Origin of the sequence: Terribacillus sp. JSM ZJ617 (assembly GCF_044383785.1) — a bacterium.
GTDB lineage: Bacteria > Bacillota > Bacilli > Bacillales > Amphibacillaceae > Terribacillus.
This window is the reverse complement of record NZ_JBISEQ010000002.1, coordinates 875,601-893,271: the sequence shown is the minus strand read 5'-3', so window position 1 is coordinate 893,271 and position 17,671 is coordinate 875,601. Positions and strand designations below refer to the sequence as shown.

The 17,671-nt window shown below is 40.0% G+C and carries 21 protein-coding genes and 1 pseudogene; 13 read left to right on the top strand and 9 right to left on the bottom strand.

Translation table 11 applies throughout. The annotated features are described in order from the left end of the window. Positions 1 to 150: 150 nt before the first annotated feature. Genes ACH6C1_RS10855 through ACH6C1_RS10840 form a run of 4 tightly spaced genes read right to left on the bottom strand, consistent with a single transcriptional unit; the run spans position 151 to position 2,189 of the window. Positions 151 to 756: an ABC-2 transporter permease gene (locus ACH6C1_RS10855; RefSeq protein ID WP_374076979.1), complete on the bottom strand. Its 606-nt coding sequence runs from the start codon at positions 754 to 756 to the stop codon at positions 151 to 153. Beyond that, complete coding sequence (locus ACH6C1_RS10850) at positions 749 to 1,615, bottom strand: ABC transporter ATP-binding protein (RefSeq protein ID WP_374076977.1); 867 nt, start codon at positions 1,613 to 1,615, stop codon at positions 749 to 751. The genes ACH6C1_RS10855 and ACH6C1_RS10850 overlap by 8 nt, the downstream gene beginning before the upstream one ends. A gap of 5 nt (positions 1,616 to 1,620) precedes the next feature. Next, positions 1,621 to 1,992, bottom strand: coding sequence for a GntR family transcriptional regulator (locus ACH6C1_RS10845; protein ID WP_374076975.1), 372 nt, complete (start codon positions 1,990 to 1,992; stop codon positions 1,621 to 1,623). Then, positions 1,980 to 2,189, bottom strand: a complete 210-nt coding sequence (locus ACH6C1_RS10840; RefSeq protein ID WP_374077193.1) for a hypothetical protein — start codon at positions 2,187 to 2,189, stop codon at positions 1,980 to 1,982. The genes ACH6C1_RS10845 and ACH6C1_RS10840 overlap by 13 nt, the downstream gene beginning before the upstream one ends. Before the next feature lie 477 nt (positions 2,190 to 2,666). Between ACH6C1_RS10840 and ACH6C1_RS10835 the strand changes: the two genes are divergently transcribed. The 3 genes and pseudogenes from ACH6C1_RS10835 (at position 2,667) to ACH6C1_RS10825 (ending at position 4,935) form a co-directional block, all read left to right on the top strand. Further along, the gene (locus ACH6C1_RS10835; protein ID WP_374076972.1) at positions 2,667 to 3,563 is read left to right on the top strand and encodes a PhzF family phenazine biosynthesis protein; all 897 of its coding nucleotides are present in this window, start codon (positions 2,667 to 2,669) and stop codon (positions 3,561 to 3,563) included. Positions 3,564 to 3,636: 73 nt separating this feature from the next. Next, the gene (locus ACH6C1_RS10830) at positions 3,637 to 4,539 is read left to right on the top strand and encodes an aminoglycoside phosphotransferase family protein (RefSeq protein WP_374076970.1); all 903 of its coding nucleotides are present in this window, start codon (positions 3,637 to 3,639) and stop codon (positions 4,537 to 4,539) included. 203 nt (positions 4,540 to 4,742) lie between these two features. After that, positions 4,743 to 4,935: pseudogene (locus ACH6C1_RS10825) on the top strand (LuxR C-terminal-related transcriptional regulator). A 196-nt stretch (positions 4,936 to 5,131) separates the two neighbouring features. On the opposite strand, the gene ACH6C1_RS10820 reads toward ACH6C1_RS10825, so the two are convergent. From ACH6C1_RS10820 to ACH6C1_RS10800, 5 genes are all read right to left on the bottom strand, one after another. After that, complete coding sequence (locus ACH6C1_RS10820; RefSeq protein ID WP_374076968.1) at positions 5,132 to 5,980, bottom strand: STAS domain-containing protein; 849 nt, start codon at positions 5,978 to 5,980, stop codon at positions 5,132 to 5,134. A 130-nt stretch (positions 5,981 to 6,110) separates the two neighbouring features. Next, complete coding sequence (locus ACH6C1_RS10815) at positions 6,111 to 6,356, bottom strand: hypothetical protein (RefSeq protein WP_374076966.1); 246 nt, start codon at positions 6,354 to 6,356, stop codon at positions 6,111 to 6,113. Beyond that, entirely contained in the window at positions 6,346 to 6,528 is a 183-nt protein-coding gene (locus ACH6C1_RS10810) for a hypothetical protein (protein WP_374076964.1), read from the bottom strand. Before ACH6C1_RS10810 ends, ACH6C1_RS10815 begins: the two co-directional genes overlap by 11 nt. A gap of 332 nt (positions 6,529 to 6,860) precedes the next feature. Then, the gene (locus tag ACH6C1_RS10805; protein ID WP_374076962.1) at positions 6,861 to 7,274 is read right to left on the bottom strand and encodes a DUF5412 family protein; all 414 of its coding nucleotides are present in this window, start codon (positions 7,272 to 7,274) and stop codon (positions 6,861 to 6,863) included. 38 nt (positions 7,275 to 7,312) lie between these two features. Continuing rightward, on the bottom strand, positions 7,313 to 8,134 hold the full coding sequence (locus ACH6C1_RS10800; protein ID WP_374076960.1) for a polymorphic toxin type 44 domain-containing protein: 822 nt from the start codon (positions 8,132 to 8,134) through the stop codon (positions 7,313 to 7,315). A gap of 345 nt (positions 8,135 to 8,479) precedes the next feature. Here ACH6C1_RS10800 and ACH6C1_RS10795 point away from each other — a divergent pair, with 345 nt between their 5' ends. The 10 genes from ACH6C1_RS10795 to ACH6C1_RS10750 all read left to right on the top strand — a co-directional run bounded on the left by ACH6C1_RS10795 (position 8,480) and on the right by ACH6C1_RS10750 (position 17,654). Then, entirely contained in the window at positions 8,480 to 8,911 is a 432-nt protein-coding gene (locus ACH6C1_RS10795; RefSeq protein ID WP_374076958.1) for an ASCH domain-containing protein, read from the top strand. A 536-nt stretch (positions 8,912 to 9,447) separates the two neighbouring features. Next, positions 9,448 to 9,672, top strand: coding sequence for a helix-turn-helix domain-containing protein (locus ACH6C1_RS10790; RefSeq protein ID WP_366247326.1), 225 nt, complete (start codon positions 9,448 to 9,450; stop codon positions 9,670 to 9,672). Between the two features lie 212 nt (positions 9,673 to 9,884). After that, positions 9,885 to 11,288, top strand: a complete 1,404-nt coding sequence (locus tag ACH6C1_RS10785; RefSeq protein WP_374076955.1) for a M24 family metallopeptidase — start codon at positions 9,885 to 9,887, stop codon at positions 11,286 to 11,288. Between the two features lie 210 nt (positions 11,289 to 11,498). Next, positions 11,499 to 11,858: a hypothetical protein gene (locus tag ACH6C1_RS10780; RefSeq protein WP_374076953.1), complete on the top strand. Its 360-nt coding sequence runs from the start codon at positions 11,499 to 11,501 to the stop codon at positions 11,856 to 11,858. A gap of 448 nt (positions 11,859 to 12,306) precedes the next feature. After that, positions 12,307 to 12,753, top strand: a complete 447-nt coding sequence (locus ACH6C1_RS10775; RefSeq protein WP_374076951.1) for a hypothetical protein — start codon at positions 12,307 to 12,309, stop codon at positions 12,751 to 12,753. A 152-nt stretch (positions 12,754 to 12,905) separates the two neighbouring features. Further along, on the top strand, positions 12,906 to 14,387 hold the full coding sequence (locus ACH6C1_RS10770; RefSeq protein WP_374076949.1) for a potassium/proton antiporter: 1,482 nt from the start codon (positions 12,906 to 12,908) through the stop codon (positions 14,385 to 14,387). Positions 14,388 to 14,399: 12 nt separating this feature from the next. Then, complete coding sequence (locus tag ACH6C1_RS10765; protein WP_366247320.1) at positions 14,400 to 14,885, top strand: MarR family winged helix-turn-helix transcriptional regulator; 486 nt, start codon at positions 14,400 to 14,402, stop codon at positions 14,883 to 14,885. Positions 14,886 to 14,887: 2 nt separating this feature from the next. Next, complete coding sequence (gene racE / locus ACH6C1_RS10760; RefSeq protein WP_374076947.1) at positions 14,888 to 15,703, top strand: glutamate racemase; 816 nt, start codon at positions 14,888 to 14,890, stop codon at positions 15,701 to 15,703. A gap of 72 nt (positions 15,704 to 15,775) precedes the next feature. Continuing rightward, positions 15,776 to 16,912 carry a GerMN domain-containing protein gene (locus ACH6C1_RS10755; protein WP_095222258.1) on the top strand — a complete coding sequence of 379 codons (1,137 nt, stop codon included), beginning with the start codon at positions 15,776 to 15,778 and terminating at the stop codon, positions 16,910 to 16,912. A gap of 340 nt (positions 16,913 to 17,252) precedes the next feature. After that, a complete protein-coding gene (locus ACH6C1_RS10750; RefSeq protein ID WP_374076945.1) occupies positions 17,253 to 17,654 on the top strand; it encodes an RrF2 family transcriptional regulator in 402 nt (133 codons plus the stop codon). Positions 17,655 to 17,671 lie beyond the last annotated feature (17 nt).

Sequence of the window (17,671 nt, the reverse complement as noted above, 5' to 3'; positions counted from 1 at the left end):
CTGAAATTAGTATGTACATCTGCGATTTGTCTTATTAGGTACCACCTTGAGGGAGTGGTTAAACAGAAAAAATAATAAGAAATAAACGTATCCCAGTATAACTCGAATACGCTCATAGTTTCTATCCCTTATAGTTTTAAGCTTGGCTATCTATAACACTTTTCGCTGGTATATAAAAGTAGTAAATCCCCACGATGTACCATAGGCAGCCATGACGATTAGAGTCACTCCTATGTATACTGTCGGCATAGATAAACCAATAAGAAATTCAGTTATGGCAGGCAGATGTTCAGCCAAAAATAACACGATGCGAGGACCTAGGATGGCTGAAAGGATAAAGCTAAATAAAACAATGGAAGAAATATACCCCTGTTTGAAGATATAGAATAATGGAAATACCAGTGAAACAAATAGTAGAAACAAGCTGATACTAATAGAGATATCAGTGAATGAAAAAGACTTCTTAAAAATGAGAAGTATTACACTTGTTAATCCAGTTCCTAATAACATATACACAATAGCACCTATATAGCGTGATGCAATAATTTCTTTTCGTGTATACGGCAAGGAATTCAATAAGAAATTCGTCTCGGTTTTCTCATCGTAAACATAAGTATTTATCGGAACATAAATACTTGCAAACAGAAAAATAAAAGCAGGATGTACATTCATGATAATAAAGAACAAGATGGCAGGTATTAAAAGAAGTAGCTGCCTTTTCTGCAGGATAACATCACGTCTGATTAAATTAAACATGCTGTAAACCTCCTTTTACGTGAAACATAATATCTTCAAGAGTAGCTTGCTCAATAATCACATTGCTGCCGAAAATCTGTTCTACCGCATGAACATTATCAGTTAATGCTTCGAAACCTGCAGAAGAGCGATTTATGTGTAGGAAGTCTTTTTCAGTGTCTCGATCTAGAAGCTCTGTTCTCCCTTTAATTAGTGCATAATTATCCGTTACGTCATGAATAGATTGATTGAATACTATTCTTCCTTTGTGTATGAACGCTATGTAATCTGCGATGCGATTCAAATCTGTGGTGATATGAGTGGAGAAGAAGATGGTACGATTGCCGTCCAGCATCAATTCCTGTAAAAGGCCAAGCAGTTCTCGTCTGAAGATAGGGTCTAAGCCAGCAGTCGGCTCATCCATGATGATAAGTTCTGCATGATGGGACAAGGCGAGCGCTAGGGAGGCCTTCATCTGCATCCCTTTGGAGAAATGTTTGATCGATTTATTTAGCGGAAGCTCGAATTGTTCAACATACTGCAAGAATTGAGCATTATCCCAGTTTTTGTAGGCAGGGGCGACAATCCGTTTTATATCTTTCAAATTCATTCCTTCAAAGAATACATTGCCATCGTATACAAAGCCAATACGTTCTTTAATTGCTTTCTCATGCGTCTTGTAGTCCAAACCAAACAGCTTCACTTCTCCGCTATCCGGAATTAACAGATTCATCATCATCTTTATCGTCGTAGACTTTCCAGCACCATTTGCACCGATAAAGCCATGAACAAAGCCGCGCTTAACTTTCAAATCAACATTTTTAACGGAGAAATCTTTAAAATTCTTCGATACATTTTTTAATTCAACTACATTTTCCATCTCTGTCACTCCTCATATAATAGCTTCAATATCTGCTGCAGCTCATCAAGGGAAAGCCCGATTTCTCGGCTATTTGTTATTACAGCACTCAGCTGTTCCTCGATGACTTTCAGTTTTTTCTCTTTTATAACTTCTAAATTTTGCTCTGCAACAAAGGACCCTTTTCCAACGATCGAGTAGATAAACCCTGCTTTCTCTAATTCCTCATAGGCCCGTTTCGTCGTGATAACACTTATTTGTAAATCCTTTGCGAGCTTACGCATGGAAGGTATTGCTGTTCCTTCCTCTAGCTCACCTGATAAAATGGACGATTTAATTTGATTCGTAATTTGTTCATAAATCGGCTCCTTTGAACTGTTGGAAATTATGATTTGCATGTGATCCCTCTTATTCTATTTTTGGAGATAAGTCTCTCGATGATTTCTGAGATTGCCACAATAAGTAGTGCAACGATGTGGACAGTCATGATCATATTGAAGTATGGGTAGGTGTAAGGTGTTACCCATTCGGTGGAAAGTGATGAGTCTAGGATACTTCTGAACATTCTAGGAATAAAGCTATCTCTATCGTTTATTCTCGGTTCCCAGGACGTAACATCGATCAGTATAAAAATTACCTGTTATCAAGTAGGAAGATACCGAGGATGGTTATCCAGCGCCGCAACGGAGTTAAAGTTAGGGCTTTTTCCGTGCCATTCATTTTAAGTAGCCTCCTTTTAATGTTTTGTGGAATACCTAATATTGTATATGTTATATGTATACAATATATACAAAGATAAGGGTGGATGCAACCATTATTGTAAATATAAGGAGAATAATTAGAGGTTAATTTGTTCCATTGCGATTTATTTAAGAGCTCTTACAAGTCTTCAGCCTTTGGCACATAGGCTTCTCTATAATTAAATTAATAGATTTAATAGTGCTTTTAATAGATTGATAGGTAAGTTAAAATTTAATATATTCAGAAAAATCATCCAATATAGTATGAATGAGAGAAGAAGTGAATCAATTCCTGATGAAGTATAAATAATTTTAGTTAGGGTGGATATATCATGAAATCAGTGACGGTTTATCATTATGATGCATTTAGTAAAGAACCTAATAAGGGAAATCCTGCTGGTGTAGTGTTAAATGGAGATGAATTGACAGATGCTGAAATGCAAGAGGTAGCTACCAAAGTGGGGTTTAATGAGACAGCTTTTTTGATTGAATCCGATGCAGCTGACTTTAAAATACGGTTTTTCACACCGGGTCATGAGATGAATTTATGTGGTCATGGAACAATGGCAACTGTTTATGCTATGAAGGAAAAAGGGTTATTAGGAGATGAAGCAGTTATAACAATTGAAACAAAAGCTGGTATTCTTCCAATTAAAATAAACTCCTCAGGTGATGAAAATTCTATAACCATGAAACAAGCTGCTCCAAAATTCAAAGATTTCAATGGCTCCAAGGAAGCTTTAGCAAACGCAATAGGACTAAGAGAAACAGATTTTCGTACGGATCTGCCAATCCTTTACGGAAGTACCGGTACTTGGACGTTGTTAATACCAATAAATGAACTTGATGCTTTTCAACGTATGAAACCGAATAATAAGCTCTTTCCTCAAATCCTGAAAGAGCTACCTAAATCATCCTTGCATCCTTTTTGTCTGGAAACTTTTGATTCCAAAGCTGATATGCATGCTAGACACTTCTCATCACCGTATTCGGGGACCATGGAGGATGCGGTAACTGGTACTGCATCCGGGGTAATGGGAGCATATTATGCGGAGTACATAAATAAAAAGTTTGTTGAACCTCTAAACCTTATAGTGGAGCAAGGACACGAAATTGGAAGAGATGGCCGGGTAGCAGTACAGGTTTCAAAAGGAAACGATTTGCTGGATGTTGAGATCACTGGAAATGCGGTTTATATAAAGAAAATGCAGGTTTTGTTAGGAGATTGACAGTCTTTGAAAATAGTGCAGCATCAACTGATTGGTATGTTTCACTTTTAAGTATTCTCAAGGAGGGTGAGCAATGGATAAGCGTATAAGAAACTTAATTTCACACTTAAATAATGCAAAAGAAATTGTGGAATTAAGGAAAGGCTATTCAGATGATCAAAAGTATGTTATTGATCAAAAGTATCTTTTAAGGATATTTCCTATACAAGAAGCAGCTAGAAGGCACAATGAACTCTTATCTCTGAATAAGCTCCATGAGTTATCAAAATATGTTCCAGAAGGATTGGAGTTTGGAGAAATTAAGGATCTTCAGAAAGCTTATATGGTCTTAACATTTCTCCCAGGAGTTGATGCAGAGGAAGGATTAAGCAAACTTACAGAAAAGGAACAATATGCTGCAGGAGTCTCTGCGGGAAGAGAATTGAAAAAGCTTCATACTATATCGGCTCCATTAAACCAACCGTCCTGGGAGCAAGTTAAGTCTGCTAAGATTAACAAATACATGCTGGAACTGGAGAAATTAGCTCTCGATCAAAGCATAATGGACAGCCTCCAAAGGTATATCAATTCAAATCTTTACTTATTGAAAGACAGACCAAACAAATTCCAACATGACGACTTTCATCCCTCTAATCTTTTAATACATAATAATATCTTCTCAGGGATAATTGATTTTCAAAGGATGGACTGGGGTGACCCGATACATGATTTGCAAAAACTAGGGTTCTTTTCGAAGCAAGTGAGTATTGCATTCACCAAAGGAATAGTGGATGGTTATCATGACGGGCAACTCATAGACGATTCGTTTTGGAAACTATATTCCTTTTATAGTGCTGTTCATATTGTGTCAGCGCTGGTATGGGGAAAGAAAAGAAGCCAAAGTCAATTTGATTTGCTTCTTAAATATTCACTTGATGTTCTGAAAGATCACGACAGCTTTAGATGCATTATTCCTAAATGGTATAGCAGAACATAAGTGATGCTTGCAACAAGAGGGAAAGAGAGCGACCCTCATGATCTGGATTATGCTCCTAATATAAACCCTTTCGTTACTCCTCCACCAACAATCGTTAACAATTCGCGAATTCCGGTCACCCTCCGTCTCTGGTTTACATAAGCTACTGGACTAAATAAATACCTGACGCAGCAACCCTGAAGAGAGCAAGGAGGGGTTAACTTTTGAAGGATAATGACTACAGGCCAAAACTATTACTCACCAAACGAGAAAAAGAAGTCCGAACTATTGGTTCAAGATAAGACAACCAAGGAAATCGCGCAAGATCTGTTTATTTCAGAAAAAACAGTGCGGAACCACATATCGAATACGGTGCAGACCATTTGCGAACAATTCAATACTTGTACCTTTACATAATTAGAAACAACTGGGTTAAAGGGGATTCCCAAGATGTTGGGAAGGGGAGCGGGGTGGTGTAATGAACGGTTACATCATATTGCAAAAAAAGAAGAGGGCCCGAGTTGGCCCTCTAAATTGTTTTAGGATCTTATAGGTTCTTAATATTAGCTTAAATTCATTCCTGATTCTATACATAGCTAGAAAGGAAAACAGTTTAATCTCTTATTTTCCCATAACCTAAATGTAAAAGAGCTTGTCTTAAATTAGAAAAAGTAGTAATCGATTTAAAATCTAGACCTAATGAAACCATCGTTTGCGCAATTTCTGGTCTAATACCCGTGATGATAGTAGTAATACCACTTAACTTAAGTGTTTTAACAATATTGAAAATCTGATCAGCTACCATTGTATCAATCATGAGTACACCCGATACATCAATGATCAAACAATCTAATTGCAGATGGTTGCCTTGCTCTAATGCAGTCTCCATGATCAGCTTGGCCCTATAGGTATCTATTTCTCCGATAATAGGAAGAACTGCTACACCTTCGTAAATAGGAACAACTGGAACTGAAAGCTCCTCTAATGCACTATAAGCAATGTCCATCATTTTTTTGTTATATAATTCATATTCTTCTCCTATAGCGAAACTAATCTTTTCAAGCATAGGATCGATTATTTTTGAAACATCTAGCATGGTTATAGCAGCAAAATGTCGCTGTACCAATTCTTCAGTGAAGATCTCCCAGATAACTGATCGGAAGCTAGAGACAAACTGTAAAGTTGCTGTTAGAGAGATATTCTTATGGGTAGCAAATTCAGCTGCATTTTTAGCCCAGTTAAGTAAATTTTGTTGAACCTCATATGGGTCCTCTTCAACAAATAATAAAGCACCTATGTTATTAATTAAATCAACATTAAAAGCATGTAACTTGTCGTTTGGAAAGGATAGAATTTTCAACTCCGTTTTTAAATTCTCATCTAAGGAGTCAATAACAGAGTCTGCAATTATTTCTTTATTAGCCCTGATTTTATCCCCAATGTACTTTAATTCATCCTTCATAATCAACTAATCCCCTTTTAAAGACGTAAACTAAGCATAAACCACTTCCTAGTCAGATGATAGTAATACGAGTAATAAGATTGATTAAGGAATTTTACAAATAAAAGAAGAGAGCATACTTGCTCTCCTCTTAAAGACTTTCCAAAGCCTCTTTGTATTTGTTGAATTCTTCTTCCTCCATATCACCGTTCACCTGAACCAAAATGTTTTTATGCTTCGCGGTCCAGGAGAATAACATGGCACTTTCTTCGCCCATGGAGTCATAGTAATCCTTCATCTCATCTAGATCAGCTTCATCTTCATAGCTGATGATACGAGCATTACAATCGCTGCAGACTTGAGGGACTGTTACACGGATGCCTTCTTTAGATTTCATTGGACCAATCATCCTTTGTCATTTCAGTAGGGTTCTCAGCTTCAAGGCCGGCGTCCTGGAAGGCTGCAACAGCATCATCAGGGGTAATCTCCTTAAATCCAGATGACGCGTTAGAACATGCGCTGACGAAGATGACGAGAAACAGAGCGAGGGGGAAAATCAGCTTTTTCATAAAACAACCTTCTTTTAAATTAGATAAATTACGAGAGATAAGTTGGAAAAGTTTCTGCTGAAAATTGACAAATGCAAAACAGATATTTAGATTGTTAATGGAAATATGCTCGTGTTAAAAAGGATTTAATAACTTTATGATAAAGTTGAATTAGGGATAAAAGATATATACTAAAGGTGAGCTGGCCATTATTTATGATGTATTGAAAAGCATAGTAGCAAATTAGGTCATATTAAATTAGGATAACGAACTAGGTAAGTCTATCTAAAAATCTTAGAGAAAATTAAAGGGACTGGAATTTACCAGTCCCTGAAATGTACATGCGTGCTTATTTAGTTCTCACTATGATCTTGCCAGTTGTAGTAAGTATCTTTATCCAGTACATCTATTATCTTACCATTTACATTAATAGTATCTTCATCTAACCAGATTACTTCAGGTGTCTCGCTATCAGAGTGTATCTCCCAATATACTGTCTCTTCCTTTAATTGGTTTTGATTTGAAGCATTTGAGGAAATGCTAACTGCTTGCTGTATAGGGGTTGTTGCGTTACCATTTTCATCAATTAATCTTATCTCTGCAACATAGTTATTGTTAGGTGATTCAATGGTTGAAACAACTTGTCCTTTTCCATTTAGATCATTTAGATTTACATCAATAAGGTTATATAAAATAATTCCTCCGATAAGCAAGATCACAACAACTGGTAAAACGATAGCTAATAACCAGAATTTAAGTCTTTTCATAGTTTTCTCCTCTAATTTTATATTAACATATGACTATTTTAGAATCTTACACCATTTTTATAGGAACTTATTCCATCTTTAATTGCTGAAGTATCACTAGGATCATCAAAATAAGATTTCCAGAATTTTACGCTAGAAGTTCTAGATTTAATTTGATAAGCACCTGCAGCGGATTTTAAGACTGTATCTGAATAACCTACTGCTTTCCCCATATAGCCGTAGTGGAAATTACCAATATATTCTCCATTTTTTAGTTTTCCTCTAAATGTATATTTAGCACTTGTCCCTAAATATTTTCTTTGTTTCAAATCCCATGCTCCACCGGATTTAACTAGTGATACCCACATTCCTGCTCTGTATGCTTCACCAGGTGCATTCGGTTTAAGTCCTTTTGTCATTTTCTTATATTGTGCATTAATTGAGTTTGCAAGTTTTAAATTTTTTCTAAAATAACCTTTGACTATAGTACCTGTTGAAGTAGAAGAAGCTCTCATCACTGATACTTGGGACTGTTCTTCAAGTTCTTCATTTTCTTCTTCAATAACCCTTACAGTTTCGTCTACTGCTTTTTGGATAGCCTCTTCCATCTCAGGTGTCATAGATTCATTGTCTTCTAATTCATTAGCACCTAAGCCGTCTAAGTCGGAAATTAATTCATCGCCAATCTCATCAATATTATCTTCGGAGTCTAAAGTAGCATCATCACTTTCATATGTAGGCGAATCAGCATCAATTATTAATACTGTTGGTAATGTTTCAGTTTTAGTACCATGATTTTCTTCTGCTAGTACACTAGACTTTGGACTAATTAAAGAAGCCAAATACATTATTGTGATAGTTAAACATAAAACTTTTCTCATAATTTCCTCCAATAGTCTTATATAAATAATACATGTAAGTCGGCCGACTTACACAATTTACCTTATGAGTGTGTTTTAGGTGTGTCCTATATGAAAATATACCCATTTTTTTGTCGGAACAAATAAACTAAACTACTAATTTTGTGTTAAACAAAAACAGACCTACAAAAGTAGATTTGTTGCCCTAAGTAATTTATCTAAGTTACATCATACCGCCCATAATGTACATGCCACCCATGTTCGAATTGAATCTCTGAGAACTGATATTTTGCCTTTTGCTCATAATATTCCTTTAAAGGGACACTCTATAATTAAAATACACTTCTATAGGTTGGAGGCTGTAAAATGAAGGTTTTATCAATGATCCAGCCGTGGGCAAGCCTTTTTGTCCTTAGAGAGGCAACATATGAAACAAGGTCATGGAGAACGAACTATCGGGGGCCACTTGCCATTCACACAAGTAAAAAAATAGATAAAGACTCCTCTAACCATATAGCCATAAAGTCGTTGCTTGGTAAGCACGGATATACACCAGAGAATCTTCCAACTGGCCAAATCATTGCTGTATGCAAACTTGTAGATTGTTTGAAGATAATTGAAAACAATGAGACGTGGGCAATTCTGGAAGATGGTCGAATGGTATCAGGGAATGACTATTTTGTGGGTGACTTTACAGTGGGAGGTTATGCTTGGGTAGTTGAAGATATGCAGATGCTGGATGAATTTATTCCGGCAAAGGGTCAGCTAGGATTATGGGAGCATGCTTTAATTTTATAGGAGCTGGTATTAGCAGAGGACCAAAGAAAAAAGTGATAAATATGGGTGAAGAGTATTGAGCATAAAAAGCGCCAAACCCGGTGTTTGACGTTTTCTTACGCTCTATATCATTCGCAAGATCTCAAGGATCTTCTTGCAATACGTTTGCTTAAGGTTCGAACATAACATTAATAATTTTACCGGCGATATAGTAGCTATCCGTTAGTCTAATATGTTCTGAATTAGGTTGAGATTCTTCTCTAATATTAGTGAATTTTGTACTTAAAATTTCCCCAGAGACTTAACAATAAGAGACTTTACATGTTTGTAAGCGAGACGCTGCAAATCGAGAGTTAATTAACCCTTCTGATATCAAGTGGCCTCTTCATAGATAGTTCGTTTATGAAATTTAAATACTCAATACCGTAACTCCTCCGCCAACAATCGTTAACAATTCGCGAATTCCGGTCACCCTCCGTCTCTGGTTTACATAAGCTACATGGACTAAATAAATACCTGACGCAGCAACCCTGAAGAGAGCAAGGAGGGGTTAACTTTTGAAGGATAATGACTACAGGCCAAAACAATTACTCACCAAACGAGAAAAAGAAGTCTTTGAACTATTGGTTCAAGATAAGACAACCAAGGAAATCGCGCAAGATCTGTTTATTTCAGAAAAAACAGTGCGGAACCACATATCGAATACGATGCAGAAACTGGGAGTAAAGGGACGGTCTCAGGCTGTAGTGGAGCTCCTTCGCATGGGGGAACTGAAGCTCTGACAGGCACGAGCTCTGCCTGTTGACTGACATAGCTGTTGTAAGCGGATAGAGAGTACTGGCTTGCTGTGACGGCTATTAAAACCGACTGTGATGGTCGGTTTTTTTGTTTCTGCAAAAAAAAGTTCGAACATAAAACATTTGCTGAATCACTAACGCATACTTGTGTAAATCGCTTACAATGTTATTAAGATGCATAAACGAAGGAGATTGTCATGATGAACTATATAGAGAGAATCAGCTATAAAGAAGTGCCTGCACCTGCCGATACAACGGCAGCGAAATCAGTGGATCTAATTGATGAAACGATGCAGCTTCACAAGGAGAAAATGATTGAGCAGATGAATGACGCAGAACTAGACGTTCTTCTTGTTTATGGCGACCGTGAACACGGCACTAACTTTGGGTATCTAACAGGTTTCGAACCAAGGTTTGAGGAAGCGCTCTTGGTTTTACATAGCGACGGGCAGGCTTATTTATTATTAGGTAATGAATCTCTTCGAATGAACCAATACAGCCGTATAGAAGCAGAAGCTATCCATGTACCGCATTTTTCTCTTCCTAATCAGCCGATGCCGACTGAAAAAACATTTACAGAACTCATTGCATCCGCAGGTGTCAGAGAAGGTATGCGCGTTGGTATAGCGGGATGGAAAATGTTTACGAGTCCTAATGAAGATAATCAACAGCTGTTTGATACGCCATATTTCATCGTTAATGCTGTCAAAGAACTTGTAAAAGATATAGGTACTGTTATCAATGCCACTTCATTATTCATTCATCCAGGTACGGGTGCACGTATTTTAATGAATGCAAACGAAATAGCTCATTATGAATTTGGAGCATCACTTGCATCGTCCCGAATTTTACGAGTGCTTGATCAATTAGAACCTGGAAAAACAGAGATGGAGCTTGCAGATGGACTAGCTGCCTATGGACAGCCGAATAATGTCCAGACGATTTGTGCTACGGGTGATCGCTTTACGAACGCAGTAGTGGCTCCAAGAGCAAAGAAAGTAGAAGTAGGTGATAAGTTTTCAGTCACAGTAGGTTACAGAGGGGGTCTTACTAACCGCTCCGCGTATGTTGTATCATCTGCTGAAGAACTTCCTGAGGATGTATCTGATTATATAGATGCAATTGCTAAGCCTTATTACGCAGCAAGTGTTGCTTGGTATGAGAATGTTAGAATTGGTATGACAGGTGGAGATATGTATGAATTAATTGAATCTGTCCTGCCTAAATCAAGATATGGATGGAAGCTTAACCCGGGTCATTTGACGGCTGGTGAAGAATGGATGTCTTCTCCTATGTATCCCAATTCAGAAATCAAACTTGTCAGCGGCATGATGCTCCAGATGGATATTATCCCTAGTATTCCAGGATACGGCGGAGCGAATGCGGAAGATGGTATTGTCCTGGCGGACGAAGAACTACGTGCAGAGTTGTCTGAACGCTATCCAGAACTATGGGGAAGAATCCAACAACGCAGAGAGTATATGATCCATACGCTTGGTATCAAACTACATCCGGAAGTTCTTCCGATGTCTACAATAAATGGTTATTACCGCCCCTATTTATTAAATAAGAAGTATGCATTTGCAGTAAAAAAACAGTAGTTATTTAAGTCTTCTATTAAGAACTTTCTAAAAAGGAAGTTCTTTTTAATTTGTATTTTATTGCTCAGGACCAGATAGAATTATAGTGAGAAACATATCACTTTTTTACTGTAGGGGTTAAAGAAAATGAATTTATGTTATCCTGTAAATTCAAGAAAATTTTATCTGGTAGGAACTGCTATTTATTTCTTTTTAAGGAGTGAAGTACTAATGAATGAAATAACGATCGACAATAGTATTGCAATTAATATCTTTATAGGCGTAATTATTGTATTGATAGCAGCCGTAGTAATTGCTTTAATAGCGATCCGTAAGAAGAAACGGGATGAAGATCAAGGTCATATGCAATCTAAAAATCACGCCCAATCCAAGAGTAAATCAGATAGTGATGGAAACTCGACCTTATATACGCATACGCCATTGATGGGCGCGGATTCAGACAATGATAGCAATCACAAACGATACCACGACACAGATATAAGTTCCCAGTCCTATGATTCCGGTCCAAGCAGTCCTTCCTATGATGGTGGAGGTTCTGATGGCGGTGGGGGCGGAGGAGGAGGAGAATAACTACATATTGTTTTCCCCTCTATATTAAAACCGGCTAACGTGCCGGTTTTTTTGATTTGCTTTTTTATTGCTGATTTTTGTACTGCGGGTACGATCGGTGAAAATCCTACCGACCAAAAGTACGTAGCCCCAGGGTTCTTCGTAATCTTAGTGATAAGGGGGATCTGTTTCTTATTGGATTGATAACTTCATTTAAAATGCCATCTGAGCAATTCCATGTTTTTGCTCTTGTTATGATTTGGATATCCATACCGCTTGGATTTGCAATCGGGCTGTAATGGGCTGAAACAGCCAATGAAATGAATTGAGTGCAAGCATTTTGTATTTAATAAGTTATGGTTGATTGATAATGTATCATGTTTTATTACGAATCTTGATTCAGATTTTTCTTACAAATGCAGGTATCCCTCCAAATCTGTCGAAACTGTTCAGAAAAGGAGGGTTTTCCATGGAAATTGTGAAAAGTCCGTCTGTCGCTCCAGTCATTTCGTCGCTGCCGAGTTTGCAGCAGCAGATTTACAAGGATGTTCGAGAAGCTTTCGTTAGGGTTACCGAAGCAGGGGAATATTATATGGCTGAGGAAGATGATGAGATTGTGATGATGCCGTTCGCCGAGATGCATCACTTGACGCTCACCGAAGTAGCTGCATATTATAGCGGGGCGGAGTGCAGCATTGCACAATTTCAGGCAGCAAAGCTTGGAAGCTCTCCGCCAGCGGATTTTGAGAAGTGGGCGATGAAGAAGGGAAATACGGTTGTCAGCCGATACGATAATGTTCAGAATTGCATAATGGTCAGCATCAATGGGTGCAAAACCATACCTTATCATGAATTACCGCTTTCCTCCTTCTCTGAGTTGTTTCGATCGTATACATTCAGTTCTTTGTTCAAATAAATAGTAGTAAAAAGCCGACTCTCATGAGTCGGTTTTTTGATATGGTCAGCTTTGGCGAGGGCTAATTACATGCAGTACAGCGTTTTTAACTGTATCATTAAGGATAGGATAGAAAAGTCAGATATCGATCGACACCTTGTAGGGGGATGTTCATGCACGATTATATGGTAACGAATCAATTCATTTTTCTCTTCGCGCTGCTGCTTGTTGTGAGTGTAGTGGTGACGAAGTTTTCGACGAGGCTGGGTGTCCCGGCACTTGTCTTGTTCATCGCGGTCGGAATGATTGTCGGAAGTGATGGTTTTGGACTTGTTTATTTTGATAATGCCCATTTGGCAGAGGCAATTGGTATCTTTGCGCTGATTGTCATTTTATTTGAAGGTGGTCTTCATGCGAATTGGCATTCGATGAAGCCGGCACTTGCTCCGGCAATCACCATGGCGACAGTAGGGGTGCTGCTGACAGCAGCAATCGTCGCTGTTGCTGCGCACTATATCTTCGATTTGACATGGCTTGAATCTGTTTTGATTGGATCGATCGTTGGTTCGACCGATGCAGCTGCAGTTTTCTCTGTCTTGAAAGGGCAGAATGTCAAAGAAAAGCTTGCTGCGACATTAGAGGCGGAATCAGGTACGAATGATCCGATGGCTATGTTCCTGACAATCACTTGTATTGAACTAATCAGCGGCCATGGCTCGAGCGTGCTTTCCATGATCGGCAGCTTTATATGGGAAATGGGAGCAGGAGCAGCGATGGGGCTGCTGATCGGATTCATAGCTGTCACTGCGATCAATCGGATCAATCTCGATACAAGTGGTCTTTATCCGCTATTCGCGCTCTCATTCGCTCTGGTGAGCTACGGATTGACATCTATTATTCATGCTTCTGGACTATTGGCGGTTTATGTCAGCGCCCTTTATATCGGGAATGCTGAAATCACGTATCGTCGTTCCATTATTCGGTTCAATGAGGGTTTTGGCTGGCTTATGCAGATTTGTATGTTCGTCTTGCTTGGGTTGTTTGTTTTCCCTTCCGAATTGTTTACACCGAGTCTGATGATCAAAGGATTCTTGCTGTCGCTCGTACTGATTTTCTTGGCACGGCCGCTCGCAACGTTCCTGTCGCTGATTCGTTTTAAGTATTCTGCAAAAGAGAAACTGTTCATTTCCTGGGCAGGCCTGAAAGGTGCCGTACCAATCGTGCTGGCACTCTTCCCGCTCATTGCAGGTATCGAAAACAGTCAGCTCATCTTTAATGCCGTTTTCTTCGTCGTCCTCTTATCAACTGTTCTGCAGGGCTCGACGGTCACGGCACTTGCGGCCAAGCTTAAATTGGTGGAACCGCCGACAACGAATGAAATTGAGACACTTGAATTGATCAGTATAGGACGGAACAATCTCGAGATGGTAGAATATAAACCAACGGAACTGAATGAGATTTCCGGCAAACGGCTGGAGGATCTCAGCTTTCCTGAGACGACGTTGATCAATGCCATACTCCGGAGCGGTGAGATAATCTCACCAAACGGACAGACCGTCATCAAAGCAGGTGACACACTGTATATCATGGTTTCCTTACAATTTAAAAAACAACTTGCAAAATATCTGCGCAGGAATAAACTAACGGAAAAATAGCAGGAGGAATGAATGGTGCACGACACACTGACAGCTGAAAGAATTGCAGCGATCGAAAAAGAGCTGCGACATATTGCCGCAATCATCAAGCAAAAAGGACGTGAGATCCTCCTGCAGTATCCGATTACGGCACCGCAGTTCGTCGCGCTGCAATGGCTGGCGGACAAAGGAGATATGACGACTGGCGACCTTTCCCAGACAATCAGGCTTGCGATCAGTACGACGACTGATATCGTAGACAGGCTCGAGAAGAATGAGCTTGTAAAACGCGTGCGTGATGAAAAGGACCGACGCATCGTACGAGTGCATATCCTGGAAAAGGGAGAACTGATCATCTCGGAAGTGATTAAAAAGCGTCAAGCATATCTGCAAGAGCTGCTGGAAACTTTTTCTTTGGAAGAGGCAGACCAGCTGCAGTTGCTCTTACATAAGTTACACGGTAAAATGAATGATTACGAACAGCTAGAGGCTAAAACAGAGAAGAAAAAGAGGAGATAAACGTGGATTATCCGATTGGTGTCATCGATTCAGGAGTAGGCGGCTTGACCGTTGCAAGGGAGCTGATGCGTCAGCTGCCGAAGGAAAACCTTATCTATGTCGGGGATACACTGCGCTGTCCATACGGTCCCAGACCGGAAGAAGAAGTGGTGGAATTTACATGGGACATGGTGAATTTCCTCCTGGAAAAGAACATCAAGATGCTCGTCATCGCCTGCAATACAGCGACAGCTTTTACATTGGAAGAGCTGAAGCAGAAGCTTGATATCCCGGTTGTTGGTGTTATTGAGCCAGGCGCACGTGCAGCTATCAAGACGACAAAAACAAATCATATCGGTGTACTCGGTACAGAAGGCACGATCCGCAGCCATGCGTACCGTAAGGCACTTAAAAATATCAATAGTGAGCTAGAAATCGAAGGGCTCGCTTGTCCGACATTCGTTCCGATGGTGGAAAAAGGTGTTGTGTCCGGCCCATTGGCTCGTCAGGTCGTGCAAGACGCATTGACTCCATTAAAGGATTGGAAAGCGATGGACACACTCATCCTTGGGTGCACGCATTATCCGATCATCAAACCAGTGATTGAAGAAGTGATCGGTGAATCGGTGGAAGTGATCAGTTCCGGAGACGAGACAGCTCGTGAAGTAAGTGCGATTCTCGGCTTCAAACGAAAGCTCTATGAAGGAGATCGTCCTGTGAATCATCAATTCTTTGCATCTGGAGATACGCATCTTTTCATGAAGATAGCAAATATGTGGCTGCAGCGTCCGGTTAATGAAGTTGGACGTATCCAGCTCGGCAGCAAACAGTCTATTTAAATAAAGATGGTCTAAAACCTTTGATGGCTCGTATACATGATAGTACAAACCATCAAGGGGGAAGAAGTGCGTATGAACAAAAAGATTGCAGGTCTTTTCACTAGCGTAATAGGCCTTTCCATTTTATTGGCCGGATGCTCCTTGAAAGGAGAACAGGCTGTGGATGAAGTGGACGTGCCGCAGGATACAACTTATGTGGACGAGCTGGAGAAAAATGCGCTTGAGCCTGGCGCAGCAGAAGCACCAGCCGAAGGGGAAACACCGGCTGAAGGAGAAGCACCAGCAGAGGGTGAGGAAGAAAAGCCTGAAGAGGGTGCTAAAGAAGGCGAATCCGCTACTGCAAAACGTCAGCTGTTTCTGATGGATGCCAATGGAATGGTCGTACCGATGACATTTGAACTGCCGCAGACAAATGAAGTAGCCAAAGAAACATTGGAATACCTCGTAAAGGATGGTCCAGTGACGGACATGCTTCCTAACGGCTTCCAAGCAGTATTGCCAGCAGGAACAACCATCAATGGAATCGATGCACAGGAAGACGGCACACTGATCGTTGACTTCTCAAAGGAATTCAACGAATACGAAGCAGCCAGTGAGAAGAAGATTCTCGAATCCATCACGTACACATTGACACAGTTTGAGAATGTGAAAAATGTAGCTATCCGCGTAGAAGGACAAGACCTGGCAAAAATGCCGGTTGATGGAACGCCTATCGGGAAAAGCTATTCCCGTGCGGATGGCATCAACTTGATGGATAATGGCATCACTACGGTGAACAGCCAATCTGTCACGCTCTACTTCCCGGCAGAAGCAGTAGATGGCACACCTTATGAAGTGCCGGTCACAGAGCGAATGAACAGCAATGCAGAAAACAGCTATGAAGAGATCGTGAATGCATTGATTGATGGACCAGCCATGGACAGCAATTTGTCCAACGTCTTCAACACAGGCTCTGCACTAGCTTCAGAGCCAACACTGAAAGATGGCGTCCTCAATTTGGAATTCAATAAAGAAGTATTGAGCAACGTGGATGAAGCCGCGATTACAGACCAGCTTATGGAAACACTTGTCATGAGCTTGACAGAGCTTGAGGAAGTCGAAGCTGTTTCCGTGAAAGTAGAAGGTGTGGAAGAAGTGTTCAACGAGCATGGTGAAGCATACGCTGAGCCTGTCTCAAGAGAACAGTACGTGCCAGCAGAAAAATTGTAAAATAAAAAAGCCCGGTCATTTGACCGGGCTTTTTTATTGCAGGGAAAAGGATGTTTTCTGTTGATATCAGTTGGGAGGGATGTATACATATTTTGATGACCGGATTATCCAAGGGGAACAAACGATGTTCCATCAGAAAAAGTGGAGCAACTAAGAAGCAGTTGGGGTAATAGTACCATCCTGGCAGGATGATTTCGAATCAATTGTTGGTTGCAAACATTGTCGATTTGGTAGTTAATCATCTCATCGCGATCGGGAAATCGATAAGCAGTTATCGTTTGACAGGTAAAGTCTAAGTAGTTATCATAGATACGTAAAGTCTATGATTGGAGTGCGGCAAATGAAATTCACCAAAGCGACGAATTACGCTCTGCATACGATGCTCTATTTAGCCAAAGAAGGAGCGAGTCAGCAGCCGATCGGAGTACAGCAGCTTGCCGATCATCAGCAGGTTTCACCGACTTATTTGTCTAAGATACTCACCAAGCTGGTGAAAGAAGGCCTTATTTCATCTTCTTCGGGAGCAAATGGTGGATATAAACTCAGAAACGGATGGCAGCAACTTTCTTTTTTTGATATTATCCAAGCGATAGAAGGGAAAGCCTCGATCTTTGAATGCAGCTTGCATGATGAGCCTGCTTGTGTCGTGAAGCGAGTAATGGAAAAAGCAGAGGAGCAGATGGAGCAGGAGCTTCGTCAGACAACTATAGCGTCATTGCTGGAGGGTAAAAGCAGCGAATAAATGCTGTTTTTTCTTTC

What these genes read in the sequence shown, in the direction of transcription:
- ACH6C1_RS10855 (WP_374076979.1), bottom strand. Translation starts at nt 756, where the DNA reads ATGTTTAATTTAATCAGACGTGATGTTATCCTGCAGAAAAGGCAGCTA.
- ACH6C1_RS10850 (WP_374076977.1), bottom strand. Translation starts at nt 1,615, where the DNA reads ATGGAAAATGTAGTTGAATTAAAAAATGTATCGAAGAATTTTAAAGAT.
- ACH6C1_RS10845 (WP_374076975.1), bottom strand. Translation starts at nt 1,992, where the DNA reads ATGCAAATCATAATTTCCAACAGTTCAAAGGAGCCGATTTATGAACAA.
- ACH6C1_RS10835 (WP_374076972.1), top strand. Translation starts at nt 2,667, where the DNA reads ATGAAATCAGTGACGGTTTATCATTATGATGCATTTAGTAAAGAACCT.
- ACH6C1_RS10830 (WP_374076970.1), top strand. Translation starts at nt 3,637, where the DNA reads ATGGATAAGCGTATAAGAAACTTAATTTCACACTTAAATAATGCAAAA.
- ACH6C1_RS10820 (WP_374076968.1), bottom strand. Translation starts at nt 5,980, where the DNA reads ATGAAGGATGAATTAAAGTACATTGGGGATAAAATCAGGGCTAATAAA.
- ACH6C1_RS10815 (WP_374076966.1), bottom strand. Translation starts at nt 6,356, where the DNA reads ATGAAATCTAAAGAAGGCATCCGTGTAACAGTCCCTCAAGTCTGCAGC.
- ACH6C1_RS10810 (WP_374076964.1), bottom strand. Translation starts at nt 6,528, where the DNA reads ATGAAAAAGCTGATTTTCCCCCTCGCTCTGTTTCTCGTCATCTTCGTC.
- ACH6C1_RS10805 (WP_374076962.1), bottom strand. Translation starts at nt 7,274, where the DNA reads ATGAAAAGACTTAAATTCTGGTTATTAGCTATCGTTTTACCAGTTGTT.
- ACH6C1_RS10800 (WP_374076960.1), bottom strand. Translation starts at nt 8,134, where the DNA reads ATGAGAAAAGTTTTATGTTTAACTATCACAATAATGTATTTGGCTTCT.
- ACH6C1_RS10795 (WP_374076958.1), top strand. Translation starts at nt 8,480, where the DNA reads ATGAAGGTTTTATCAATGATCCAGCCGTGGGCAAGCCTTTTTGTCCTT.
- ACH6C1_RS10785 (WP_374076955.1), top strand. Translation starts at nt 9,885, where the DNA reads ATGATGAACTATATAGAGAGAATCAGCTATAAAGAAGTGCCTGCACCT.
- ACH6C1_RS10780 (WP_374076953.1), top strand. Translation starts at nt 11,499, where the DNA reads ATGAATGAAATAACGATCGACAATAGTATTGCAATTAATATCTTTATA.
- ACH6C1_RS10775 (WP_374076951.1), top strand. Translation starts at nt 12,307, where the DNA reads ATGGAAATTGTGAAAAGTCCGTCTGTCGCTCCAGTCATTTCGTCGCTG.
- ACH6C1_RS10770 (WP_374076949.1), top strand. Translation starts at nt 12,906, where the DNA reads ATGCACGATTATATGGTAACGAATCAATTCATTTTTCTCTTCGCGCTG.
- ACH6C1_RS10765 (WP_366247320.1), top strand. Translation starts at nt 14,400, where the DNA reads ATGGTGCACGACACACTGACAGCTGAAAGAATTGCAGCGATCGAAAAA.
- ACH6C1_RS10755 (WP_095222258.1), top strand. Translation starts at nt 15,776, where the DNA reads ATGAACAAAAAGATTGCAGGTCTTTTCACTAGCGTAATAGGCCTTTCC.
- ACH6C1_RS10750 (WP_374076945.1), top strand. Translation starts at nt 17,253, where the DNA reads ATGAAATTCACCAAAGCGACGAATTACGCTCTGCATACGATGCTCTAT.